The following is a 24288-nucleotide window of genomic DNA, read 5'->3' as shown; positions in this document are numbered from 1 at the left end:
GCCGTTTGCTCCGGCGTTTCGCCGGGCTCGGCGCGCCCGCCGGGAAAGGCGTACATGTCGGCGGAAGGCGGGTTGCGGCGCAACACCAGAAGGAATCGTCCGTCGCGTTCGAGGATGGCGGCGGAGCCGGGTTTGGCGGTGGAGGTCATCGGGACTGCTCTTGCTGTGATCGCCTATCCTATCCGATGAACCGACATTTGCATGCCGGCGCTGCTTGGCTTCCACACTTTTCGCAGGGATAGTTGCCAATGCATGTCGCTCAAAAGTGTGCAGCGGTTTTGAGATAGCGACATGCATGAAGCAAAAAGCCGAAGGATTCGAAAGGGCTTCCGTGACCTACATCATCTATGCGTTTGCCGCGGTCTTCGAGATCGCCGGCTGCTTTGCTTTCTGGGCATGGCTGAAGCTCGAAAAGTCCATCTGGTGGCTGGCGCCGGGCATGGTCTCTCTGGTGCTTTTCGCCTGGCTTCTGACGCTGGTGCCGAGCGAGGTCGCCGGCCGTACCTTCGCGGCCTATGGCGGCATTTATATCCTCGCCTCGCTGCTTTGGCTGTGGCTGGTCGAAGCCCGCGTGCCTGATCGTTACGATATCGGCGGTGCGCTGATCTGCCTTGCCGGCGCCAGCCTCATCCTCTTCGCGCCGAGAGGCTGAGGTGTCTTGACCGAACACCAGCCGGGTGCAAAGACAAGCCGATGTGTGGACGTTTCGCCCTGACAATCTCCAGCGCCGACCTGCGCGACGTCTTCTCCGGTCTCGATCTCGACGACTTTCCGGCGCGTTACAACATCGCGCCGACGCAACCGATCCTCGTCGTCATATCAGGCGAGGGCAGGGAGCAGGGCAGCAACTTGGCCGACCGGCGCGCCGTGCTCGTGCGCTGGGGCCTCACGCCGGGTTGGGTCAAGGACCCGAAGGATTTCCCGCTGCTAATCAACGCGCGCTCCGAAACCGCGATCGGCAAAGCCTCTTTCCGCGCAGCCATGCGTCATCGTCGCGTGCTCATTCCGGCCTCCGGTTTTTATGAATGGCATCGCCCGTCCAAGGAAAGCGGCGAGCGGCCGCAGCCCTATTGGATCAGGCCGCGCCAGGGTGGGGTCATCGCCTTTGCCGGGTTGATGGAGACATGGTCGTCGGCCGACGGCTCCGAGGTCGATACCGGCGCGATCCTGACGACAGCAGCCAATTCAGCCATATCAGCGGTCCACGATCGCATGCCTGTCGTCATCAGACCTGAGGATTTCTCCCGCTGGCTCGATTGCAAGACCCAGGAACCGCGCGAGGTGGCCGACCTGCTGCAGCCCGTTCAGGATGATTTCTTCGAGGCCGTCCCGGTCTCCGACAAGGTCAACAAGGTCGCCAATATGGGTCCCGACCTGCAGGAGCCGGTCGTCATCGAAAAGCCGCTGAGGGCGCCCGAGAAGCAAAGGCCTGACGACGGCCAGCTCAGCTTCTTCTGAACACTATCCGCCGCACCTGCAGGCCCGTCGGTGACCGATCGGCGTCGACGTCTCAGATAGGCGGCGGCGATGCGTCGCTCCGTCCATCAGGTTTTTCGGGTTGTGCTTATGTCGCCAGAGCGTTGTCGGGAGATTTCCGGCGATCGCCTCGTCACTCACTTCGTCAGCGGTGCCTAACGCATGTAACCCGAAAGCACGCATGATTCCGATTTGAAGCTTTCCGCCTCAAGCGGATTTTTTGACGCCGGTCGGCTTATGCTTGGCCATCAGCGATGCTGCGGCAACAGCCTTCAGGCCGACGGGGCGATAGTTGGCGGCGAGGTCTGGCTTGGCCACCTGCTGTTCGCCGGTACTGCTCTTCTTCGAAGTCACGATACTCTCCTTGCGTGGTTCTTCCCTGGGTATTTTATAGTTTGATGTTTCGTCACGAATAGCGACAAAACGGGGGCGTCGCTTATCAGGATTTGTAAACGCCCACCATAATTCGCGAGGCTTAACTGAAGCCTACGTTGGTTAATACTTACTGAAGAGAGCAGTTCCAATAAAAGTCCGAAAGCGGTTTTCGGGGAAAAGCGCGGAACGGTTTTCACCCGGATAAAGCGCATGCTTTTCCCGGGGATCCGTCAGAACGAAGGGAGAGAAGCATTTCCGTCATTCGAAGAAATCCGGAAATGCTCGGAGGTCAGATGTGCCGGCCGATATCGTCGTCGCCGATGCCCGGCTCCTCGATCGTCAGCGTCCCGTATTTCCGCCGCCATTTCCGGGCGCCGAAGGGAAGCGATACGAGGTAGGCGGCAACGGTGAAGACCATCACTTCCCAGGTGTAGCTCATCAGCAGAGCCACATAGAGCACGACGCCGAGCATCATCGGCAGCACGAGATCGCGCCGCAGGCGGTTGCCTTCCGATTTGCCCGACCAGACCGGCAGCCGGCTGATAAGCAGGAAGGCGATGAGCACGGTGTAGATCGACGAGAGATAGGCGAAGGTGCGGTCCGTCGCCAGCCCGAGGAAGCCGAGATAGACCGGCAGCAGCACCAGCATGGCGCCGGCCGGCGCCGGCACGCCGACGAAATATTCCGATTGCCAGCTCGCCTTGTTTTCGCGTTCGGCCATGACATTGAAGCGAGCAAGGCGAAGCCCGGCGGCGATCGCATAGATCAGGGCGGCAATCCAGCCGAGCGAGCGTGCCTGGTCGAGCGCGAAGACATAGACGACGAGGGCGGGCGCGACGCCGAAATTGACGATGTCGGCAAGCGAATCCATCTGCGCCCCGAACTTCGAAGTCGCCTTCATCAGCCGCGCTACGCGTCCGTCGATGCCATCGAGGAAGGCCGCGAGCAGCACCATGGAGACGGCGAGCTCGTAACGATTCTCGAAAGCCAGCCGGATGCCGGTCAGTCCGGCGCAGATCGCCAGAATGGTAATGAGGTTCGGAAAGACGAGCCGGAGCGGGATTTCGCGCAGACGCGGGCCGCGGGCGGAATCATCCGGCCCGTTGGGCTCGAAAGGCGGAAAAGGCGTTTCCATATCGCGTTCCAATCGTTCCTAGCTGCGGCGGCTGATGACGGGACCCTTGGCGGAGGCGAATTCGGCGATGACGGTTTCTCCCGCAACCGCCGTCTGGCCGAGCGAGACGCGTGGCGCGGCACCGGCGGGCAGGAACACATCGAGCCGCGAGCCGAAACGGATCAGCCCGAAGCGCTCGCCGGCATCCACCGGCTCGTTGGGGTTCGCCCAGCAGAGGATGCGCCGCGCCACGAGGCCGGCGATCTGCACGACGCCGATCTGGCCGTGCCGGGTTTCGATCACCAGCCCGTTGCGCTCATTGTCCTCGCTCGCCTTGTCGAGCTCGGCGTTGACGAAGCTGCCGGAGCGGTAGTTGATGCTGACGATGCGCCCGCGCATCGGCGCCCGGTTCACATGGCAATTGAAGACGTTCATGAAGACCGAGATGCGCAGCATCGGCTCCGAGCCGAGGTTGAGCTCTGCCGGAGGGGTCACCATCTGGATCGCCGAGACCTTGCCGTCGGCGGGAGAGATCACCAGGTCGTCGTCCTGCGGAGTCACGCGCTCGGGATCACGGAAGAAATAGGCACACCAGAGCGTGAAGATCATGCCGATCCAGAAGAGCGGCTTGAAGATCCAGCCCAAGACCAGCGACGCGACGAAGAAGGCGGCAACGAAGGGATAACCCTCCTTGTGCACGGGAACGATCGTGTTGCGAACCGTGTTGAACAGGCTCATGGCTGCCGGTCTCCTTGCGTTTTCATTTTTGCTGGTTAGCGAAAAACCGTCTCCGGGGCAATGCTGCGGCCTCGGCCCTGGTTCCCATGCCGGGGTTCTGAACAACAAAAGCCGGCCGGCGTCGGTCTCCCGGCTCAGCTTGCCGGAGCAAGCCGCGTTATCACGCCGAGGTCGTCGCTTTCGCGCACCTGCTTCAGATGTTCCTCCGCCTGTGTCGCTTCGCGCTGGCGGTTCCACATCGAGGCATAAAGGCCGTTTCTTTCGAGGAGGGCGGCATGTGTTCCGCGCTCGGCGATCTCGCCGCTTTTGAGCACAATGATTTCATCGGCGCCGATCACCGTCGAAAGCCGGTGGGCGATAACAAGCGTCGTGCGGTTCTTCGAAACCAGGTCGAGTGCTTCCTGGATGTCCCGTTCCGTCGTCGTGTCGAGCGCTGACGTCGCCTCGTCGAGGATCAGGATCGGCGGTGCCTTGAGGATGGTGCGGGCGATCGCCACCCGCTGCTTCTCTCCGCCCGAAAGCTTCAACCCGCGCTCGCCGACCTTGGTTTCGAACCCCTCGGGCAGCATTTCGATGAAATGCGCAATCTGCGCCACCTCGGCGGCTGCAAAGACCTCGCCGTCGCTGGCCGATGTGCGGCCGTAGCGAATGTTGTAGGCGACCGTGTCGTTGAAGAGCACCGTATCCTGCGGCACCATGCCGATCGCCGTACGCAGGCTCTTCTGCGTCACCGTGCGGATATCCTGGCCGTCGACGGTGATCGCGCCGCTCTGGATATCGTAAAAACGATAGAGCAGGCGCGACAGCGTCGATTTGCCGGCACCCGACGGGCCGACGACGGCGACCGTCTTGCCGGCCGGCACCTCGAAGGAAATGCCCTTCAGGATTGGGCGGGCCGGATCGTAGGAGAAGTGCACGTCCTTGAAAGAGATCGCGCCCTGGCCGATCCGAAGCTCCGTCGCATCGGGCGCGTCATGGACCTCGGCCTTCACCTCAAGCAGGTCGAACATCTGCTCGATATCGGTCAGCCCCTGGCGGATTTCGCGATAGACGAAGCCGATGAAGTTGAGCGGCACGGAAAGCTGCAGCAGCATCGAATTGACGAAGACGAAATCCCCGACCGTCTGCTCGCCGCGCTGCACGGCCAGCGCCGACAGAACCAGCATGATGGTCGTGCCGATGCCGAAGATGACGCCCTGGCCGAAGTTCAGCCAGCCGAGCGAGGTCCAGACATCGGTCGCGGCCTTCTCGTAGCGTTCCATCGATTTGTCGAAGCGCTTGGCCTCCATCTCCTCATTGCCGAAATATTTGACGGTCTCGAAATTGAGGAGGGAGTCGATCGCCTTGGTATTGGCGTCGGTATCGCTGTCGTTCATCGACCGGCGGATGGCGATGCGCCAGTCGGATGCGCGGATCGTGAACCAGATATAGGCCCAGACGGTAAAGGCGGTAACGGCGAGATAGGAGAAGCCGTAGCCCCACCAGAAGATCACTGCCGTCAGCAGGAATTCGATGACGGTCGGGACCGAATTGAGGATCGTGAAGCGCACGATCGTCTCGATGCCCTTGGTGCCGCGCTCGATGATGCGCGAAAGCCCGCCAGTCTTGCGCTCCAGATGGAAGCGCAGCGACAGCTCGTGCATATGCACGAAGGTCCTGTAGGCGAGCTGGCGCACGGCATGTTGTCCGACGCTGGCAAAGAGTGCGTCGCGCAGCTGGTTGAGGCCAAGCTGGATCAGCCGGGTGATGTTATAGGCGATCACCAGCGCGATGGCGCCGGCCAGCAGCGGCGGCACAGAGCCGGCAAGATCCATCCTGCCGTTCAGCGCATCGGTCGACCACTTGAAGAAATAGGGGACGAGCAGCAGGACGAATTTGGAGATCAGCAGAAAGACCGAGGCCCAGACGACGCGCATCCTGAGGTCGGGCCGGCCGGCCGGCCACATATAGGGCCAGAGGTTGAGAAGCGTCTGCAGCAGGTTGGATTCCGAGACTGTCTTGCCGTTTGCCATGCTTGTCTCCAGCCCGGATGGGCTTGCCGCGACTACGGCGCTTCGATGCCGGCAAAAGCACGGAACCGGGATGTGCCTGAAAGCGCTTCCCATAGCCCGCAGCCGCCACCGCCAGATAGGGTGCCAGGCGGACGAATACAACAATTGCAGGGCTGAGGAAAAGACAGGCCGGGCGACGACAGCGCCGCGCATCTTTTCAGACGCGCAAAGGACGCTGTAGCACTTTGAACTGCAGTATGTTGCCCGGCCTCGTCATGATGTCTGCTGCTTAGAGGTGCTGGCCGGAAAGGCGCTTGCGGTGCAGCTCTTCGGCATTCGGCAACACATCCTTCGGCAGGCCGAAGATCTGACCGGGGCGAATGCGATCGGGATTGATGATCTTGTCCTCGTTGGCGATGTAGATCGTCGTGTAACGAACACCGAGGCCATAGGTGCGGCGCGAGATCTGCCACAGAGTGTCGCCGCGGCGAATGATGACCGCCGCGTTGTTCGCCGTCAGCGGCGCCTGTTCGATCGTCTTCGGCTGGCTGCTTCCGACATCGTTTGCAGATGGCGCTGCCGGCGCGGGTGCAGCGGTGAGTTCGGCGATCATCCCGCCCAGTCTTTCGAGCGCGGCGCCGACGGACTTTGCATCCTTAGGCAGGCCCTGCAGCAGCTTCAGCGCCTTGCCGGCGATCTGCGAGGACGAGCCGGACGCTTGCTTGAAGCTGTCCGACGCATCGGCGGCCGGGCGGAAGTCGGCGACGGAGCGCAGCGCGAATTCCGTTGCCGAGCGCGCCGCCGCAAGCTGTTCGGCCCCCGGCAACTTGCCCTCGGCAAACAGTCCCTTCAGCAGGCCGTAGGCCTTGCCGGCCTCCGCTTTGAGTTTGCCAAGCTCGCCTTCGTCGAGCGGCACCATCGAGGAAGCGCCGTTCGCGTCGGCGGGGACCGATTGCGCGGCGACCCTTACCTGATCGCCGGCCGGGCGATTGAAGTTCACCGCCGCACGCACGATCACCTTGCCTGTGGGATCGACGACATCGACGCGGATCTTGTGGTCGCCGACCGAGAGCGACACCACACCGTCGATGACGAAATGCCCGTCGGAGCCGGCGGTATCCTGGCCGACGAGGCTGTCGTCGGCATAACCGATGACCTTGGCATTGGAACGAGTCGTGCCGGCGATGAAGATCTTGTTGCCCTCGATTTCGACGGCATTGACCATCACATCGGGCACATTGGTCTTATCCGGTGCCGTAGCTGCGCCATTGGAGGAGGTGTCGGTGAGGTTCGGCGTCTGCAACGCCAGCTCGCCGGTTGGTGCAGGTGTTGCAGCAGGCGCAGCCGAGCTTTCGCCCGTTGCCGGCTTGTCCGCAGGCGGCGCCATCGGATTGGAGGCATCGGCAACTTCGGTTCCGGCCTTTGGCGCGGTAATGATGCGGCTCGCCGCACCGGGTTTGGAGACCATGGCGAGCAGGTTGGCGCCATTGCCGTCCTTCGGCACGGAAATGGTCGCGACTTCTTCGGAGAGCATGCTCTTGCCGTCCTTGCCCGTGAACTTGAGCACGAGCTGGTGGTCGCCCGCCGGAAGCGGATCGTCGAGGACGGCGGCGAAATCACCGCTCGCATCGACATTGGCCGTCGTCACCACCTTTTCGCCATCGAGCACCTCGAGCTTGCCGTTCGGTTCGGCGGAGCCGGCAATCACCGTCGAGCCGTCGGGCTCAACGCGCAATACGTCGAAGGCCGGAAGCTTCGGGCCGGTATTCTCCGCTGCCGTGTTCGCCGCAGGGGCAGGCTCCGGCGCACGGGTCAGCGCAGTTTCGGCCTTGGCGATCGCGGCAAGCGCATCGGCGATATTCTCGGGCAGCGACTGGACGATGGCGAGCGCTTTCGCGCCGCCGTCCTTGGCTTTGGCGGCAAGGGTCTGGGTCGCGGGATCTAGGCCCTCGGGAATTGTGAAATCGGCAAGTGCGGTCAGCGCGCTGACGGCCTTGGTCTTGGCGGCGGTGAAGACATCGATGGCGGGGCCCTTGCCGTCGGCAAACAGCGCCTTGAGCTCGCTGAGCGACACGCCTGCATCGGCCGAAAGGCGACCCACCTGGTCGGCGACCGCAGCCGAGTCGGCAACGGCGGAGCGCGATGTCTTTGCGGCCTCGTTAACCGTGTTCTTGAGCTCCGTGCTCGCCTGGTTGATGGCGTCGCCGACCTTGGTTGCATCGCCGCCGATGCGCGGCATGACGAAAAATACCATCAGTAGGATTGCGATTACGAGCACTGCAAGGGCCAGCAAGCCGGCACGGTTCTTCATCATTATGTCTCCCAGAGCGGCAATTTGCCGTAGTAACCGAAATTGCTAGCGATTCCCGTTGCTTTTCACAAGCATTCAAAGCAATTAGGCAAGCTAGGCACGCTGCTTTTCAGTCAATTTTCTTGACTGCATTGAAATGGAATAGTTGTTTGCCTCTATGACCGAACAATCTGTATCGATTCGATCCATCTGCGTTTACTGCGGCTCAAGGCCGGGACGCGATCCTTCCCACATGGCGGCCGGGCGTGCTCTCGGAAGAGAGATCGCCGAATACGGCCTGCGCCTCGTCTATGGCGGGGGTACCAAAGGCATCATGGGCGCGGTTGCAAGCGGCGTGCTTTCAGGCGGCGGTCAGGTCACGGGCATCATTCCCGAATTCCTGATCGATATGGAAGCGACTCGCCATTCGCTTGGTCAACTCAACGAACTCATTGTAACCCCTGACATGCATGCGCGCAAACACACCATGTTCGAGCGCTCCGATGCCTTCGTCGCGCTGCCCGGCGGCATCGGTACGCTGGAGGAGATCGTCGAGATCATGACCTGGGCGCAGCTCGGCCGCCACGAGAAGCCGATGGTCTTTGCCAACGTCAACGGTTTCTGGGATCCGATGATGGAGCTGATGCGCCATATGACCGAAGAAGGCTTCCTGCACACCGCCCATCGGGTGCAGCCGCTCGTCGTCGACGAGATCTCCGGCATCATTCCGGCGATCATGGCCCAGGCAGCCCAACTCGCTGCCGATCGTAACGGCGAGGACGAGGTGATTTCGAAGATGTAGGCGCGCGCGCCTTTGGAGCGGTTCGGCTGTCGCGCAAGCGCAGAACCGCTCCAAGCTTTTGCTGGAATTGCTCTACCGCCCGCGACTTCCCTTCAGCATCGACCAGCTATAGAGGAACAGCCCCGCCCAGATCAGCGGGAAGGCGATCATGCGTGCCGTACCGAGCGGCTCGTGGAAGACGAAGACGGCGATCAGGAAGATCATCGTCGGCGCGATATACTGCATGATACCGATCGTCGAGAGTTTCAACAGCTTGGCGCCGTTCGCATAAATCATCAGCGGCACGGCGGTGATGACGCCGCAGCCGAGCAGCAGGGTCGTGTCGGCAAGACCGGTGCGATAGAGGTGGCCCTGGCCGCTGCCGAATTCCAGATAGAGGATATAGATGAGGGCCGGCCCGCTGAGGATCAGCACTTCGAGGAAGAAGCCCTGGTTCGGCCCGAGTGGCAGCGTCTTGCGCAACAGGGCGTAGAAACCCCAGCTGATCGCCAGCGTCAGCGCCACCCACGGGATGCCGCCGCTGTCCAGCGCGAGAATGCCGACGGCAAGCGCCGCAAGCGCGATCGCCGCGATCTGCAGCGGCTGCAGCCTTTCCTTGAGCAATACCGCGCCGAGGAAGATGCTGAACAGCGGATTGATGAAATAGCCGAGTGCTGCATCGAGCGAATGGCCGGCGCCGATCGCCCAGACATAGGTACCCCAGTTGACGGTAATCAGCGACGCCGTCAGCGCCGCCATCGCCAGCATGCGCGGCGAGCTGAGTGCTGCGCGGATATCCCCAGTGCGCCCGAGCACGATCAGCACGATGCCCGCCAGCGGTAGCGACCAGACGATCCGATGCGCGATCACCTCGGCCGGCGAGATATGCGCCACCGCCTTCATGTAGATCGGCAGGAAGCCCCAGAGCAGATAGGCCGTCAGCGCGAAGGCGAAACCGCGCGGACTGTCTTCGTTCTTGGCCAAGGGAACGGATGCATCGGTCGACATCGGTGTTTCCATCTTTGTTCTTCTTCTGATCCGGCCTAGCTTAAGCGCCGTGAATAGGCCAATTCATTTCGTTGAATGAAGGGTGAGAGGATTTGAAGCGGGAGACGAAGCGATGGACGAGAAGATATCCGACGCCCTGTGGTGGAGAGCGGAGGCCGAAGGAAGCGAATGGTATTCGGGCGAGGGCTGGGGTCTCGTCGCCGAGCCGGCGGAATAGGTTTATTCCGCCGCGATCTTGCCCGCCAGCTGCCGGTTCTTCATCAGCTTGTAGATGACGGAATCCATCAACGCCTGGAAGGAGGCGTCGATGATGTTCTCCGAGACGCCGACCGTCCACCAGCGCACACCGTCGCTGTCGGTGGATTCGATGAGCACGCGGGTGATCGCCTCCGTGYCGCCGTTGAGGATACGCACCTTGAAATCGGCGAGCACCAGATCGTCGATCTCGTGCTGGTACTTGCCGAAATCCTTCCGTAGCGCGAGGTCGAGCGCGTTGACCGGGCCTTCGGCATCGGCAACCGACATCAGCGTCTGGCCGTCGATGGTGATCTTGACCACCGCCTCCGAGACGATCTTCACGCGGCCGAGACTGTCAAAGCGGCGCTCGATCATCACGCGGAAGCCTTCGATGGTGAAGAATTCCGGGATCGTGCCGAGCGTGCGGCGCGCCAGCAGCTCGAAGCTCGCATCCGCGCCCTCATAGGCATAGCCGATGGATTCGCGTTCCTTGACGATGGAGATCAGCAGGTCGAGCTTCGGATCGTCCTTGGCGACCGCGATGCCGCGCCGTTTCAGCGCATTGATGAAGTTCGCCTTGCCGCCCTGGTCGGAGACCATGACCTTGCGGAAGTTGCCGACGGTTTCCGGCGGCACGTGTTCATAGGTCCGCGGGTCCTTGATCAGCGCCGATGCATGGATGCCGGCCTTGGTGGCGAAGGCGGAAGCGCCGACATAGGGCATCTGGTGGTCGGGCGAGCGGTTGAGCAGCTCGTCGAAGGCATGCGAGAGCCGGGTGAGGTTAAGCAGCCGCTCCTCGTCGATCGCCGTTTCGAAACGTGTGTTGTAGGCGCTCTTCAGCGCCAGCGTCGGGATCAGCGTCACCAGATTGGCATTGCCGCAGCGCTCGCCGATGCCGTTCAGCGTGCCCTGGATCTGCCTGACACCGGCTTCGACGGCGGCAAGCGAATTGGCGACCGCCTGGCCGGTGTCGTTATGCGCATGGATGCCAAGACAGTGCCCGGGAACGCCCGAGGCGATCACCGCCTCGACGATCGCCCGCACCTCCGGCGGCTGCGTACCGCCATTGGTGTCGCAGAGCACCACCCAGCGGGCGCCGCTCTCATAGGCCGTCTTGGCGCAGGCGAGCGCATAGGCCGGATTGGCCTTGAAGCCATCGAAGAAATGCTCGCAATCGACGATCGCCTCCTTGCCCGCGCCAACCGCCGCCTTGACGCTTTCGGCGATACATTCGAGGTTTTCCTCGTTGGTGCAGCCAAGCGCCACCGCGACGTGATAATCCCAGCTCTTGGCGACGAAACAGATGGCATCGCTTTTGGCCTGAAGCAGCCCGGCAATGCCGGGATCGTTGGAGACCGAAACGCCCGCCCGCTTCGTCATGCCAAAGGCGACGAAGCTGGCCTGGCTGGTGCGCTTCTCACTGAAGAAGGCCGTATCCGTCGGATTGGCGCCGGGATATCCGCCCTCGACGTAGTCGAGGCCGAACTCGTCCAGCATGGCGGCGATCGCAATCTTGTCCTCGACGGAGAAATCGATGCCGGGCGTTTGTTGCCCGTCCCGGAGCGTCGTGTCGAAGAGGTAGATGCGTTCTTTCATGTCGTTTCCTCCCGCCAAGCGGGTTGTTATGAAGTGCGGATGCTGCCCCTCATCCGGCTGCCGCCACCTCTCCCGGTTTTCTCACGGAAAGAGGCTGGGGTGAGGGCTGCCCCAATTCCAGCGATCAGCCTTGCTTCCCGGCAAACTTATCCGTTGCCCGGATCAGTCGATCGAGAATCCCCGGTTCCGAATAAGCATGGCCCGCGCCCTCGATCAGGTGGAATTCCGCCTTCGGCCAGGCCTTGTGCAGCAGCCAGGCATATTTGGCCGGGCAGGGCATGTCGTAGCGGCCATGCACGATGACGCCGGGAATATCCTCGAGCCTGCCGGAATCGCGGATCAGCTGTCCCTCATCCATCCAGCCGGCATGGACGAAGAAATGGTTCTCGATGCGCGCAAATGCATAGGCGAATTCCGGCTCTTCGAACTTGAAGCTCGTCGAAGGTTCCGGCAACAGCGTGATCGTTTCGCCTTCCCAGATGCTCCAGGCCTGCGCGGCCGCGAGGCGGACGTTCCTGTCCTCATGCGTCAGACGCCGATGATAGGCATGCATCATTTCATGCCGCTCTTCCGGCGGAATGGGGGCGACGAAGCGCTCCCACTTGTCAGGGAACATCTCCGAGACGCCGAATTGATAATACCAGTCGAGTTCGGCCTTGGTCAGCGTATAGATGCCGCGCAGGATGAGCTCGGAGACATGCTCTGGATGCGTCTCGGCATAGGCGAGCGCCAGCGTCGAGCCCCAGGAGCCGCCGAACACCTGCCAGCTGTCGACGCCGGCCATCTCGCGCAGCCGCTCGATATCGGCAACGAGGTGCCAGGTCGTGTTGGCATGGAGTTCCGCATGCGGTGTCGACCTGCCGCAACCGCGCTGGTCAAACAGCATGACGTCGTAGCGAGCGGGATCGAAAAGCCGGCGATGGGCGGGCGAGATGCCGCCGCCCGGGCCGCCATGCAGGAAGACGGCGGGCTTGGCGCCAGGCGTTCCCGAGCGCTCCCAATAGATCACATGGCCGTCGCCGACATCGAGATGGCCGGAAGCGTAGGGTTCGATTTCGGGATAGAGCGTGCGCAGTATCTCGGTCATATCTTCACGCCTTTCGCGGGCCAGACTTCTGTGTCGTGATCGGGATGCTGGAAGGAGATGATCGCCTCCTGCCGTGCGTAGAAATCCTGATCCTTCAGCACCGGCGCCTCGAAGATTTCCTCGACCCAGGGCAGGCGGGCCTCGTAGTTGACCTGGATCAGCGGTGCGAGGTCGCTGCGGTCGTCGAAGGTGCCGATCGCAAGCTCCAGCCCGCCCGGATGACGATAGGTCATCGGCGTGCCGCAATTGCTGCAGAAGCCGCGGTCGATATTGACCGAGGACTGGAAGTAGCTCGGCTCGCCGCGCGTCCATTCCATCCCTTCCTCAGGCGCGGTGACGAGCGCCGAGAAAAAACCGCCGAACTGCTTCTGGCACATGCGGCAATGGCAGATCGAGGGGCGTCCTAGTTTGCCCGAGATGCGGAAGCGCACGGCGCCGCACTGGCATCCGCCTGTCTTTATCGTGTCCGTCATGAGCTTTCTCCGAGGGGCCAGCTTTTCGTGTCGTGGTCGGGGTGCTGATGGTTGCTTGCCGCAATCGCATTCTCGCGGTCGGGTGTTTCAGGCTGTGGTTCAAGCGGCAGGCCGTCGAGCGCGTGAAACCAGGACATCTTGCGGCCGGTGTTCGATTGCATCACCGGCTTGACCGTATCGGGATTATCCAGCGATCCGAGCGTGAGATTGATGAAATCTGTATCCGGAATGTCGTAGAACAGCGGCGTGCCGCAATCGCCGCAGAAGCCGCGCCGTACCAGATCCGAGGACTGAAACCATTTCGGTTCGCCGCGCGTCAGGGTGAAATCGCGGCGCATCGCGGCGGCCAGCGGCATGAAATAGTTGCCGGCCGCCTTCTGGCACATGCGGCAATGGCAAAGATGGGGATAGCCGAGTTCGCCTTTGGCGCGGTAGCGCACCGCCCCGCACTGACACCCGCCGCTTCTGTCTGATTCCGCCGTCATCTGAGCTCCTTCGGTGGCCATGCCTGCGTCTCATGATCGGGATGCTGGTAGGAGACGAGTTCGAGCAGGAAGGGGGCGGCCTGCGCATCCTCCTCCGTCCGGTGCCCCGGCAATTCATGCAGATGATCGACGAAACCGATCTTGCCCTCGATGCCGAATTGGATCACCGGCGGAAACGCCGAAGGGTCGTCAAAGGCGCCAGCGGCAATCGCCATACCATCCGGCGCCTCGTAGGTCAGCGGCGTGCCGCAATCGCCGCAGAAGCCACGCTCGACGAAATTGGAAGAGCGGAATCTTTTCCGCTCTCCGCGTGTCCATTCGAAATCGGCGCCGCGTACTGAGACCAGCGGTGCATAATAGGCACCGAACGCCTTCTGGCACATGCGGCAATGACAGATCGACGAATCCTTGATGTCGCCGCTGACGCGGAAACGGATCGCTCCGCATTGGCAGCCGCCGCTAAAGGTCGTCATCTCTTGACCTCCCACGTCGTCACGCGCTCGCCCGTCACCGGGTCCTTGCCGTCMTTCAGCTGGATGCCCTTCGCCGTCAGCTCGTCGCGGATCTTGTCGGCCTCAGTGAAGTTCTTCGCCTTCAGCATTTCGAGACGCATTGCGATCAGCGCATCGATTGCCGATGCGACGGCTTCGTCGATCTCCATCTTTTTCGGCAGCAGGCCCAGAAGGTCGGCCGTTGCCGCAAAAGTGGCGCCCAAGGCAGGATCCGTGTGGGCAGCTTGCGCCAACGCATGCAATGCCTGCACCGCCGCCACCGTATTGAGGTCGTCCGAAAGCGCGTTCAGCACGCTTTCATCAGGCGCCGCATCGCCGGCATCTGCTGCCGGCCATTTGGCGAGCAGGCGTTCGGCCTCTTCCAGTCGCTTGATCGAGAAATCGATCGGCTCGCGGTAATGCGTCATCAGCATGGCAAGGCGCAGCACCTCGCCCGGCCATTTGCGGCCGCCGAAGGTTTCCGTGTGCAGCAACTCGTGGATGGTGACGAAATTGCCTTCGGATTTCGACATCTTGCGGCCTTCGACCTGCAGGAAGCCGTTATGCATCCAGACATTTGCCATCACCTCGGTACCGTGGGCGCAGCGCGACTGGGCGATTTCGTTTTCATGATGCGGGAAGATCAGGTCCAGCCCGCCGCCGTGAATGTCGAAGACATCACCGAGATAACGCTTGCTCATCGCGGAGCATTCGATGTGCCATCCGGGCCGGCCACGGCCCCAGGGGCTCTCCCAGCCGGGCTCGTTGTGGCTCGACAGTTTCCAGAGCACGAAATCGCCAGGATTCTTCTTGTGTGCGTCGACGGCGATGCGCGCGCCGGCCTGCTGCTCGTCGAGCGGGCGCTTCGAAAGCTGGCCATAATCCGCCATGGATTTGGTGTCGAACAGCACTTCGCCCGATGCGACATAGGCATGGCCGTTGCCGATCAGCTTCTCGATGATCTCGGTCATCTCAACGATATTGTCGGTGGCGCGCGGCTCGAAGCTCGGCTCCAGGCAGCCGAGTTCGGCGACATCGGCGTGAAATTGCGTCTCGGTCTTTTCGGTGACCGCGCGGATCGCGTCATTGAGCGGCAGGCCCGGATGGTCCCGAAGCGCCCGCGCATTGATCTTGTCGTCGACGTCGGTGATGTTGCGGGCATAAGTGACGTGGTCTTTGCCATAGGCATGGCGCAGCAGCCGGAACAGCACGTCGAAGACGATGACCGGCCGGGCATTGCCGATATGAGCGAAGTCATAGACGGTCGGGCCGCAGACATACATGCGGACATTGTTGGGATCGATCGGCGAAAACACCGATTTTTCCCGTGTCAGCGTGTTGTACAGCTTCAGTTCCGGCGTCGCGTCCATTTCACTCTCCCAAATGCACGATCAGAAAAATATCGCGACCGGCGGACCGGGGCGTTTCGCATCTTGACTATTTGGGAGACGAAAACGGCCGGGCCAGCGCTCGCGCTAGCGAATAATCTTCCGGCAGATAATGCAGATAACCGTTTTCATGGCGGGTTTTATGGCCCGGTTCGCGCTTCCGGTCAAGGGGGGCGAAGAGCGATCCAGCGGCAACAGGATCCATCCATCCGATGATGAAACTCGTTCGCGCGCCCTTGAAATTCCCTCGCCATTTTCGCGGCGCAAAATTCGCATGGCCGGTTGAGAAACTGTTGTTAATAGGGAGGAAGGATGCGGAAACTGGCTCGATCGACGATCGGAGCGACTGCAATTCTGGTTGTCGCATTCGCGGCATATTTCGCATACGATTTCGGAATGCTTCGCTTCAACAATCCCTCCTTAAGCAGCTATCCGATCCAAGGCATCGATGTCAGCCATCACCAAGGTGATATCGATTGGGAGGTGGTTGCCTCGCAGGCGAATGTCCGCTTCGCCTTCATGAAGGCGACCGAAGGTGGAGATCATCGGGATTCCAAATTCGCCGACAACTGGCAGCGCGCCGGAGATGCTGGATTGGTCAGGGGCGCTTATCATTTCTTCACCTTCTGCCGACCGGGCAAGGATCAGGCGCAGAATGTCCTGGCGACCGTGCCGAAGGAGCAGGGAACTCTGCCCATCGCCATCGATCTGGAGTTTGTCGGCAATTGCAACAAAATCCCGACGCTCGAGGAAATGGCTGCCGAGGTGAACGCCTTCTTCACCGAGCTGAAGGGCACTTTTCCGGAGAAGCCTATTTTCTACGTTACTCAGGAGTTCTCCGATAAATTTCTGAAAGGCAATGAATCGCGCTTTCCTGACCACTATCTGTGGCTGCGCAGTGTGTTCAGGGAACCGAGGCAGGAAGAGTGCAATCGTTGGTCAATCTGGCAATTTGCCGACAACGGCACCTTGGACGGCATCCAGGGACCGGTTGACCTCAATGCGCTATGCCCTTCGGAAGCGGGCCTGACGCATCTCTTCCCAGCCGTTGCAGCGAACTGAGACGTCGACAGCGCCGCGCGTCTTTTCGGACGCGCAAAGGACGCTGTAGCACCTTGAATTGCTGCATAATTTTGTCCTTGAATCGATTCCGATTTAAGGAATTATGCAGGTGCTTATTCCGGCAGGCGGTAATCGACGAGCTTGTTCTCCCGCACAATGAACAGCTTACCCGTCTCGGTCACACCAGGCCCCAGCAACGGCAGGATCGCCTTTGCGACCTCGGAGGGATGCGGCAGCGTCTGCGGATCTTCGCCCGGCACCGCCTGCGCTCGCATCGCCGTGCGTGTCGCTCCCGGATCGACGCTGGTGACCCGCAGCGGTGTGCTTTGACTTTCGCCGGCCCATGTGCGTGCCAGCGCTTCGACCGCAGCCTTGGAAGCGGAATAGGCGCCCCAGAAGGGGCGGCACTTGTGGGCAGCACCCGAAGAGATGATCACCGCACGACCGGCATCCGAGCGGGCAAGCAGTGGGTCGACTGAGCGGATCAACCGCCATGTCGCGGCGACGTTGATGGTCATCACCTTCTCGAACACCTTTGCTTCGATATGGCCGATCGGCGAAATGACGCCGAGCACGCCCGCATTGGCGACGAGGATGTCGAGCTTGCCCCAGCGCTCGAAGATCGAGCCGCCGAGCGCGTCGATCGCGTTCATGTCGGCAAGGTCGAAGGGCACGAGCGTCGCCGCGCCACCAATGGCCTTGATCGCATCGTCGAGGTCCTCGAGCCCGCCGACCGTGCGTGCGCAGGCAATCACATGTGCGCCGGCTTTCGCAAGCTCCAGCGCCGTGAAATATCCGATGCCGCGCGACGCACCGGTGACGAGTGCGATCTTGCCCTCAAGATTGATATTCATGATGTCGTGTTCCCTCACGAGGGGAGAGGGGCGCGGTGAACCCCTCGGGATGGATAATGGGAAAGCCGAGCCGTGTCAGCCGTTGCTGGCGAGCATGGAAATCTTGTTGCCCATGGACTCGCCGTTCTTGTCGAGCAGGCGCGTCGGATAGTCGCCGGTAAAATAGTGATCGGTGAATTGCGGCCGGGCCGGATTGCGATCCTCGCCGCCAACGGCGCGATAGAGGCCGTCGATCGACAGGAAGGCGAGCGAATCCGCACCGATATATTTGGCCATGGCTTCGACATTGGCATATTGGTTTGCCAGCAGCTTGTCTGCGTCAGGCGTGTCGATGCCGTAGAAATCCGGGAAGAAGATCATCGGGCTTGCGACGCGGACATGGACTTCGCGCGCGCCGGCTTCACGGATCATCTGGACGATCTTGAGAGACGTCGTCCCACGCACGATGGAATCATCAACCAGTACCACGCGCTTGCCTTCGATCATCGCCCGGTTGGCGGAATGCTTCAGCTTCACGCCGAAGGCGCGAATCTGCTGCGTCGGCTCGATGAAGGTGCGCCCGACATAATGGTTGCGGATGATGCCGTATTCGAAGGGAATGCCGCTCTGCTGGGCATAGCCGAGCGCCGCAGGCGTGCCGCCATCCGGCACCGGCACGATCACGTCGGCATCGACGGGCGATTCCTTGGCAAGGTTCATGCCCATGCTCTTGCGCGTCGTATAGACGTTGCGGCCGCCGACGACCGAGTCCGGGCGGGCGAAATAGACATATTCGAACAGGCAGAGGCGCTCCGGCTGCGGCTTGCTCGGCTTGCGCGCATCGATGCTGATCGAGCCGTCAGGCTGGATTTCGCATATGACGACCTCGCCGTTCTCAACGTCGCGGATGAACTTGGCGCCGATGATGTCGAGCGCGCAGGTTTCCGAACAGAAGATCGGCTTGCCGTCGAGTTCGCCCATCACCAGCGGACGGATGCCGGTCGGGTCGCGCGCGGCAATCAGCTTCGTGCGCGTCATGGCGAGCATCGAATAGCCGCCTTCCATCTGGCGAATGGCATCGATGAAGCGGTCGGATGTGGAAGCGTGGCGGGAACGGGCGATGAGGTGGAGGACGACTTCAGTATCGGACGTCGACTGACAGATGGCGCCGGTCGCGATGATCTGGCGGCGCAGCGTCAGGCCGTTGGTGAAATTGCCGTTATGGGCAATGGCGATGCCGCCTTCTTCCAGTTCGGCAAAGAGCGGCTGCACGTTGCGCATGGCCACTTCGCCGGTTGTCGAGTAGCGGGTATGACCGATCGTAATGCTGCCGGGCAGGCGGGCGAGCGTCATCGGATTGGTATAGTGGTCACCGACGAGGCCCATATGGCGCTCTTGATAAAAGCGCTTGCCGTCGAAGGAGACGATGCCGGCCGCTTCCTGTCCGCGATGTTGAAGCGCATGCAGGCCAAGCGCCGTGAGCGCGGCGGCATCGGAATGTCCCAAAATTCCGAAAACCCCGCATTCTTCATGCAGCGTATCTCCGTCGAGCGGATCGTCGGTCGGGAAGGAATGGGACTGGTTCATTTCTGCGGGCCTCTGCTCTCACAAGAATGGATCGGCATTTCCAGAAACAGCTGAGCCCGGCGGAGCTGGGATGCCCGGCCGGACCCTCATTTCATGTTCCGCTCAAATGGCAATTGCCGGAAGGCGGGTCAAGCTCTTGAACACTGTGTCAATTCGCCGGCTGCTGTGCGCCGTCTGCAGGCGCGGTCGGTGCGTCTTCCGCCGGAGCCTGGTCGCCCGCCGGCGGAGTGGTACCTTCGGCGCCCTGTGCCGGCGGCTGCAGCTTATCACGGATGCTTTCCGGTATCATCTGGGCAAATTGCTCCGGCAGAACCGATTTCAGCTTCACGACCATCGAATCCAGGAAAGGTTTCGACTTCGCTTCGTTGACCCAGGCCGGACGGTGGTCGACATCGACCAGCCAGTTCCAGAAGGCGACGGCGACGACCAGGAGCAGCACGCCGCGCGCCGCCCCGAACAGGAAGCCGAGCGTGCGGTCGAGCGCGCCGACGCGGCTGTCGATGATGAAATCGGCGATCTTCATCGTAATGAAGGAGATGACGATGAGCGCGATCAGGAAGACGACCGCTGCCGAACCGACGATCGCGATGCGGTCGTCATCGGTATATTTTTTCGCGTAGGGCAGCAGGTAGGGATAGAGGTAATAGGCAGCGGCGGCCGAACCGCCCCAGCTCGCGATCGAGAGGATCTCGCGCGAAAAGCCGCGGACCATCGCCAGCACGGCGGAGAAGAGCACGACGCCGATGACAATACCGTCGAAAATCGTAATGGGCATGTAAATTCAACTCCAGGACTGCCGCTTGGCGGCCGTGTCGTGCCTTATCGTGTGCCTCCTATATCATCACCATTCCTGGCAATGAAAGGATCAAACATCGTCTTCCACACGCAGCGCTCCCTTCGATCCGGCGATGCGCGCGACCAGATCCGGCAGGCTTCCGACTTCGCTCCAGCGCCCGCCGGAGCCCTTCGGCAGTTCGGCGGAGGCGGATGGAAGCAGTGCAGCGGAAAAACCCAGCTTCTCGGCTTCCTTGAGACGCTGGGCGGTGTGTGCAACCGGTCGGATGGCGCCCGACAGGCTGACTTCGCCGAAATAGACGCAATCGGCAGGAAGGGCAATACCGGCAAGTGAGGAAACGAGTGCCGAGGCAAYGGCCAGATCGGCCGCCGGTTCGGAGATACGGTAACCGCCGGCGACGTTGAGGTAGACGTCGTGCTGGCCGAGCCGGACGCCGCAATGAGCCTCAAGCACCGCCAGGATCATCGACAGCCTGGCCGAATCCCAGCCGACGACGGCGCGCCGCGGCGTGCCGAGCGAGGTCGGCGCCACCAGCGCCTGCACTTCGACGAGAATGGGACGCGTGCCCTCCATGCCGGCGAAGACGGCAGCGCCCGGCGATTTTTCGTTGCGCTCGCCGAGGAAGAGTTCCGAGGGATTGGCGACTTCGCGTAAGCCTTTGTCTGACATTTCGAAGACGCCGATCTCGTCGGTCGGGCCGAACCGGTTCTTGACCGTGCGCAGGATGCGGTAGTGATGGCCGCGATCGCCTTCGAAATAAAGCACGGCATCGACCATGTGCTCGACGACGCGCGGCCCGGCGATCTGCCCGTCCTTGGTCACGTGGCCGACGAGCACCATGGCGGCGCCCGTCTGCTTGGCGAAACGGATCATTGCCTGGACGCCGGTGCGCACCTGCGTCACCGTTCCCGGCGCGGATTCGGCAAGTTCGCTCCACAGCGTCTGGATGGAATCGATGATGACGAGGTCCGGCCGCTTGCCCTCGGCGAGCGTCGCCAGAATATCCTCGACATTGGTTTCGGCCGCCAGCATCACGTCGGTATCGGCCGCCGCAAGGCGTTGCGCCCGCAGCCGCACCTGCGCCACGGCTTCTTCGCCGGAGACGTAGATGATCTTATGGCCGCGCCGCGCAAGGGCGGCGGCCGCCTGCATGAGCAGCGTCGATTTGCCGATGCCGGGATCGCCGCCAATCAGTACCGCCGAGCCGCGCACGAAGCCGCCGCCAAGCGCCCGATCGAGCTCCGACATTGCGGTATGGATGCGCGGCGCCTCCTCGATCTCGCCCGACAGCGCCGTCAGCGCCACCGGTCGGCCCTTCTTTGGTGTCTTGCCGGGACCGGAGCCGATCCCGCCCATCGGGTCTTCCTCGACGATGGTGTTCCACTCGCCGCAGTTCTCGCATTTGCCGGCCCAGCGGTTATGAACCGTGCCGCAACTCTGGCAGATGAATTGTGTCCTGGCCTTCGCCATCAATTACTCTTTCAGTCCGGGTTTCCAAGTGAAGCAGACGCGCCGCCTCATCGAATCAATATCGTGCTTGAGATAATGGCTGTCGTGACGGATCAAAACTAATGATTTCCCCATCAGCGCACCCGTGCCTATCCTTTGCTCCTAGTCATCCGGAACGGTGGAAGATGTTCGATTATTCGCTCGCACACTGGCTTGCATTTCTGTCGGCGGCGGTTTTGCTCAACCTCTCGCCTGGCCCCGATATCGCCTTCATCCTCGGTCACACGATGAGAAGCGGAAAACGTGCCGGTTTTTCCGCGCTGTTCGGCGTCTGGTCCGGCGCCTGTCTGCATGTCCTGATGGCGGCACTCGGCCTTTCGGCCATACTTGCCGCTTCCGCCGTCGCCTTCTCGACAGTCAAATGGATCGGTGCCGCTTATCTCGTCTGGCTCGGCATTCAGGCTTTGCGCGCCGGCGGCGGCAATGGACTGATAAAGGCTGCCGGTGAAGAAATGCCGGTCGCAAGGATCTACCGGCAAGGAATCCTTGTGTCGCTGCTCAATCCGAAGGTGGCGATCTTCTTCCTGGCCTTCCTGCCGCAATTCGTCGTCGAAGGGGCAGGACCGGCATGGGCCCAACTCCTGCTGCATGGCGGGCTCATCATTGTCGTCGCTGCCTTCATCGAGCCGCCGCTCGTCCTTCTCGGAGGGCGCCTTGCCGATGCGCTCAGGCATAATCAGAAAGTCGGGCTATGGCTCGATCGCAGCCTCGGCGCGCTCTTCGTGGCGCTCGGGGTCCGGCTTGCGCTCAGCAGCCGTTGACGGGCGAACTCTACTCCTCGGCGACATAGCGCCGCTCGTGGCGGAGCCCCATGCTGGTCAGGATCTCGTATCCGATCGTGCCTGCTGCCCGCGCCACGTCGTCGACTGGCATATTCTTGCCGAACAGCTCGACATAATCCCCGGCACGCACGGCATTGTCAGGCAGGTCGGTGATATCGAAGATCGTCAGGTCCATGGTGATGCGGCCGGCAACCGGCACCTTGTGTCCGGCGATGAAACCTTGCCCGCCTTGCGGCACCGCTTGGCGCAGCGGCACGCCACCGCTCGACTGGCTGCGCATATAGCCGTCGGCATAACCGGCCGAGGCGATCGCCAGCCGGCTTTTGCGGTTGAGCTGCAGCGCCCGCCCGTAGCTGACGGTCTCGCCGGCCTCGACATTTCGCACCTGGATGATGCGCGCTTCCGCTGTTGCCACCGGCCGCATCGGGTTCGTCATGCCGCAGACCGCTTCGCCGCCATAAAGCGCAATGCCGGGGCGGGTCAGGTCGAAGTGATAATCGTCGCCGAGAAAGATGCCGGCCGAGGCGGCAAGACTTGAATCGATGCCTTCATAGGCGGCGCTAACCCTGTGGAATGATTCGAGCTGCCGCCGGTTCATCGCATGGCTGGGATCGTCGGCGCAGGCGAGATGGCTCATGACAAGCACCGGCGCGAAACTCGCCGGCCGCGAAACGTCGTCGACGAGCGCGATCGCATCGTCGATATGCAGTCCGAGCCGATTGAAACCAGTATCGACATGCAGCGCGCAGGGATAGTCGCCGTAATCGGCCAGCACCGCCATCCAGAAGGCGAGTTGCTCGTCGGAGGAAATCACCGGCACCAGATCATTGTCGAAGAAGCGCCGCTCGGTGCCCGGCCAGATGCCGGAGAGCACGAAGATGCGCGCCTCCGGCGCATAGAGGCGAAGGGTGACGCCCTCGTCGACGGTCGCGACGAAGAAGTCGCGGGCGCCCGCCATATAGAGCGCTTCGCCGGCATCCTCGATGCCCATGCCATAGGCATCCGCCTTGACGACGGCCGAGGCGCGCGCTGCACCGGAGCGGCGCGCCATATCGCGCCAGTTCTCCGTCAGCGCGGTCAAGTCGACGGTCAGCCGCAGGCCTGCGGAAGCGAAAAGATCGTCGTCGTCGAAGGGAATGGGAAAATCTGTCATGAATCGCCGTGAAGAAATGAAGGGAAAATCACCTCACCCAGTCTAGTGAGCATTGCGACCAAGGGAAAGCGCGGGCGGTCACATACCATCCTTTGCCGCCTGTACGATCACTTTTGTTCAAGACGCATGGCGGCTTCGGCGCTAATCTACCCGCATGCAGAACGTATCTCAGAAAGAGGCGGCGGAGGCTATGCCGCTCGCCAACGTGGAATCGGCCCGCTTTTGGCGGGACAGCCGCTTCCGCGACATGGAGTGTCTGAGCGCTACCTTCCTCACTCATGAATATGCGCCGCATGCGCACGATACATTCAGCATCGGCGCGATTGAAAGCGGCAGCCAGATCGCCACGCTGAGCGGCAGGCGGGAGGAAACCGGCCCGGGCGACCTTTATCTTATCGATCCCGGCGTCATTCATGACGGTGCTCCCGGCGGCGAGGGCTACCGTTACCGCATGATCTATCCGGACATGAAATTATTCATCGATATTCTGGAGGATGTGACCGGCAAGGCCTTTCACGCGACGCCGTCTTTTTCCGGCGGGCTTCCACACGATCCGCAGCTCGCCAATGCTTTTCACTCCGCCCATCGCACGCTCGAAAGGGGTGCAGGTGCATTGGAGTCCGATGAAAGCATGTTCTCGGTGCTGGCGGCGATCTTTGCGCGCCACGGCAGCACTATGGTCGTGCCTGTCGATACACAGGAGCGAAGCGCCGTCGCCCGCGCCCGCGAATACCTCATCGAGAATTTCGACAGCGACGTCGGCCTTGAGGAACTGGCCGGGGTGGCGAGGTTGAGCCGCGCGCATCTCATCCGCGCCTTCCGCAAGGAATACCACATTACGCCGCATGCCTTCCTGACGGACCGGCGCGTGCAGGTGGCCCGCAGGTTGCTGCGGCAGGGGCGCATGCCGGCCGATATTGCGTTCGAATGCGGTTTTGCCGATCAGGCGCATTTCACCCGGCACTTCAAGGCGCGCACAGGCGTAACACCCGGTCAATTCCGAACGGGCTGATCACTTACGTTCAATACGGCTGGG

The 24288-nt window shown here is 61.8% G+C and carries 25 protein-coding genes; 6 read left to right on the top strand and 19 right to left on the bottom strand.

Going from position 1 to position 24288, the window contains the following annotated elements; translation table 11 throughout:
• Positions 1-149, bottom strand: a 149-nt coding sequence (locus AC1D1Z_RS13355) for an NUDIX domain-containing protein (RefSeq protein WP_477850804.1), incomplete at its 3' end; no start/stop codon positions are given.
• 182 nt (positions 150-331) lie between these two features.
• Here AC1D1Z_RS13355 and AC1D1Z_RS13350 point away from each other — a divergent pair.
• Both AC1D1Z_RS13350 and AC1D1Z_RS13345 read left to right on the top strand, forming a co-directional pair.
• Entirely contained in the window at positions 332-652 is a 321-nt protein-coding gene (locus tag AC1D1Z_RS13350) for a YnfA family protein (protein ID WP_026188339.1), read from the top strand.
• 41 nt (positions 653-693) lie between these two features.
• Complete coding sequence (locus AC1D1Z_RS13345; RefSeq protein WP_018447393.1) at positions 694-1458, top strand: SOS response-associated peptidase; 765 nt, start codon at positions 694-696, stop codon at positions 1456-1458.
• 225 nt (positions 1459-1683) lie between these two features.
• Here AC1D1Z_RS13345 and AC1D1Z_RS13340 read toward each other — a convergent pair whose 3' ends face one another.
• The 5 genes from AC1D1Z_RS13340 to AC1D1Z_RS13320 all read right to left on the bottom strand — a co-directional run bounded on the left by AC1D1Z_RS13340 (position 1684) and on the right by AC1D1Z_RS13320 (position 8008).
• Positions 1684-1830 (bottom strand): hypothetical protein, encoded by a 147-nt coding sequence (locus tag AC1D1Z_RS13340; protein ID WP_018447394.1) that lies wholly within the window; start codon positions 1828-1830, stop codon positions 1684-1686.
• 310 nt (positions 1831-2140) lie between these two features.
• On the bottom strand, positions 2141-2986 hold the full coding sequence (gene pssA, locus AC1D1Z_RS13335; RefSeq protein WP_018447395.1) for a CDP-diacylglycerol--serine O-phosphatidyltransferase: 846 nt from the start codon (positions 2984-2986) through the stop codon (positions 2141-2143).
• 18 nt (positions 2987-3004) lie between these two features.
• On the bottom strand, positions 3005-3940 hold the full coding sequence (locus AC1D1Z_RS13330; protein WP_280758191.1) for a phosphatidylserine decarboxylase: 936 nt from the start codon (positions 3938-3940) through the stop codon (positions 3005-3007).
• The gene (locus AC1D1Z_RS13325) at positions 3838-5715 is read right to left on the bottom strand and encodes an ABCB family ABC transporter ATP-binding protein/permease (protein ID WP_446983297.1); all 1878 of its coding nucleotides are present in this window, start codon (positions 5713-5715) and stop codon (positions 3838-3840) included. The genes AC1D1Z_RS13330 and AC1D1Z_RS13325 overlap by 103 nt, the downstream gene beginning before the upstream one ends.
• A gap of 268 nt (positions 5716-5983) precedes the next feature.
• The gene (locus tag AC1D1Z_RS13320) at positions 5984-8008 is read right to left on the bottom strand and encodes a LysM peptidoglycan-binding domain-containing protein (RefSeq protein ID WP_446983298.1); all 2025 of its coding nucleotides are present in this window, start codon (positions 8006-8008) and stop codon (positions 5984-5986) included.
• Positions 8009-8162: 154 nt separating this feature from the next.
• On the opposite strand from AC1D1Z_RS13320, the gene AC1D1Z_RS13315 reads away from it, so the two are divergent.
• Positions 8163-8786 carry an LOG family protein gene (locus AC1D1Z_RS13315; RefSeq protein ID WP_018241422.1) on the top strand — a complete coding sequence of 208 codons (624 nt, stop codon included), beginning with the start codon at positions 8163-8165 and terminating at the stop codon, positions 8784-8786.
• Positions 8787-8858: 72 nt separating this feature from the next.
• Here the strand turns inward: AC1D1Z_RS13315 and rarD are convergent, their stop codons facing one another.
• The 8 genes from rarD to AC1D1Z_RS13275 all read right to left on the bottom strand — a co-directional run bounded on the left by rarD (position 8859) and on the right by AC1D1Z_RS13275 (position 15897).
• Positions 8859-9773, bottom strand: coding sequence for an EamA family transporter RarD (gene rarD, locus AC1D1Z_RS13310; RefSeq protein ID WP_446983482.1), 915 nt, complete (start codon positions 9771-9773; stop codon positions 8859-8861).
• Positions 9774-9992: 219 nt separating this feature from the next.
• Entirely contained in the window at positions 9993-11606 is a 1614-nt protein-coding gene (gene cimA / locus AC1D1Z_RS13305) for a citramalate synthase (RefSeq protein ID WP_477850798.1), read from the bottom strand.
• A gap of 124 nt (positions 11607-11730) precedes the next feature.
• A complete protein-coding gene (gene pip / locus AC1D1Z_RS13300) occupies positions 11731-12693 on the bottom strand; it encodes a prolyl aminopeptidase (RefSeq protein ID WP_446983299.1) in 963 nt (320 codons plus the stop codon).
• The gene (locus tag AC1D1Z_RS13295; RefSeq protein ID WP_018241427.1) at positions 12690-13166 is read right to left on the bottom strand and encodes a GFA family protein; all 477 of its coding nucleotides are present in this window, start codon (positions 13164-13166) and stop codon (positions 12690-12692) included. The genes pip and AC1D1Z_RS13295 overlap by 4 nt, the downstream gene beginning before the upstream one ends.
• Positions 13163-13651, bottom strand: a complete 489-nt coding sequence (locus AC1D1Z_RS13290) for a GFA family protein (RefSeq protein WP_026230831.1) — start codon at positions 13649-13651, stop codon at positions 13163-13165. The genes AC1D1Z_RS13295 and AC1D1Z_RS13290 overlap by 4 nt, the downstream gene beginning before the upstream one ends.
• Positions 13648-14124: a GFA family protein gene (locus AC1D1Z_RS13285; protein WP_018241429.1), complete on the bottom strand. Its 477-nt coding sequence runs from the start codon at positions 14122-14124 to the stop codon at positions 13648-13650. The genes AC1D1Z_RS13290 and AC1D1Z_RS13285 overlap by 4 nt, the downstream gene beginning before the upstream one ends.
• Positions 14121-15512, bottom strand: a complete 1392-nt coding sequence (gene cysS / locus AC1D1Z_RS13280) for a cysteine--tRNA ligase (RefSeq protein WP_477850794.1) — start codon at positions 15510-15512, stop codon at positions 14121-14123. The genes AC1D1Z_RS13285 and cysS overlap by 4 nt, the downstream gene beginning before the upstream one ends.
• Before the next feature lie 67 nt (positions 15513-15579).
• Entirely contained in the window at positions 15580-15897 is a 318-nt protein-coding gene (locus tag AC1D1Z_RS13275; RefSeq protein ID WP_446983484.1) for a hypothetical protein, read from the bottom strand.
• Here AC1D1Z_RS13275 and AC1D1Z_RS13270 point away from each other — a divergent pair.
• Positions 15843-16592, top strand: a complete 750-nt coding sequence (locus AC1D1Z_RS13270) for a glycoside hydrolase family 25 protein (RefSeq protein WP_446983300.1) — start codon at positions 15843-15845, stop codon at positions 16590-16592. The genes AC1D1Z_RS13275 and AC1D1Z_RS13270 overlap by 55 nt on opposite strands.
• A 113-nt stretch (positions 16593-16705) precedes the next feature.
• Here AC1D1Z_RS13270 and AC1D1Z_RS13265 read toward each other — a convergent pair whose 3' ends face one another.
• The 4 genes from AC1D1Z_RS13265 to radA form a co-directional block, all read right to left on the bottom strand.
• Positions 16706-17446 (bottom strand): SDR family NAD(P)-dependent oxidoreductase, encoded by a 741-nt coding sequence (locus AC1D1Z_RS13265; protein ID WP_446983301.1) that lies wholly within the window; start codon positions 17444-17446, stop codon positions 16706-16708.
• A gap of 75 nt (positions 17447-17521) precedes the next feature.
• Positions 17522-19012, bottom strand: a complete 1491-nt coding sequence (gene purF / locus AC1D1Z_RS13260) for an amidophosphoribosyltransferase (protein ID WP_446949991.1) — start codon at positions 19010-19012, stop codon at positions 17522-17524.
• Between the two features lie 148 nt (positions 19013-19160).
• Positions 19161-19787, bottom strand: a complete 627-nt coding sequence (locus AC1D1Z_RS13255) for a CvpA family protein (RefSeq protein WP_168267891.1) — start codon at positions 19785-19787, stop codon at positions 19161-19163.
• Between the two features lie 90 nt (positions 19788-19877).
• Positions 19878-21278: a DNA repair protein RadA gene (radA, locus tag AC1D1Z_RS13250; RefSeq protein ID WP_477850790.1), complete on the bottom strand. Its 1401-nt coding sequence runs from the start codon at positions 21276-21278 to the stop codon at positions 19878-19880.
• 164 nt (positions 21279-21442) lie between these two features.
• On the opposite strand from radA, the gene AC1D1Z_RS13245 reads away from it, so the two are divergent.
• Positions 21443-22078: a LysE family translocator gene (locus AC1D1Z_RS13245; protein ID WP_446983303.1), complete on the top strand. Its 636-nt coding sequence runs from the start codon at positions 21443-21445 to the stop codon at positions 22076-22078.
• Between the two features lie 10 nt (positions 22079-22088).
• Here the strand turns inward: AC1D1Z_RS13245 and alr are convergent, their stop codons facing one another.
• Positions 22089-23252, bottom strand: a complete 1164-nt coding sequence (gene alr / locus AC1D1Z_RS13240; protein ID WP_446983304.1) for an alanine racemase — start codon at positions 23250-23252, stop codon at positions 22089-22091.
• A gap of 190 nt (positions 23253-23442) precedes the next feature.
• Here alr and AC1D1Z_RS13235 point away from each other — a divergent pair, with 190 nt between their 5' ends.
• A complete protein-coding gene (locus AC1D1Z_RS13235; protein WP_446983483.1) occupies positions 23443-24264 on the top strand; it encodes an AraC family ligand binding domain-containing protein in 822 nt (273 codons plus the stop codon).
• The last annotated feature ends 24 nt before the right edge of the window (positions 24265-24288 follow it).

This window comes from Rhizobium sp. P1_E1, from assembly GCF_056406015.1.
Note: the sequence above shows the minus strand (reverse complement) of the source record. Positions and strands in the feature narration are given on the sequence as shown.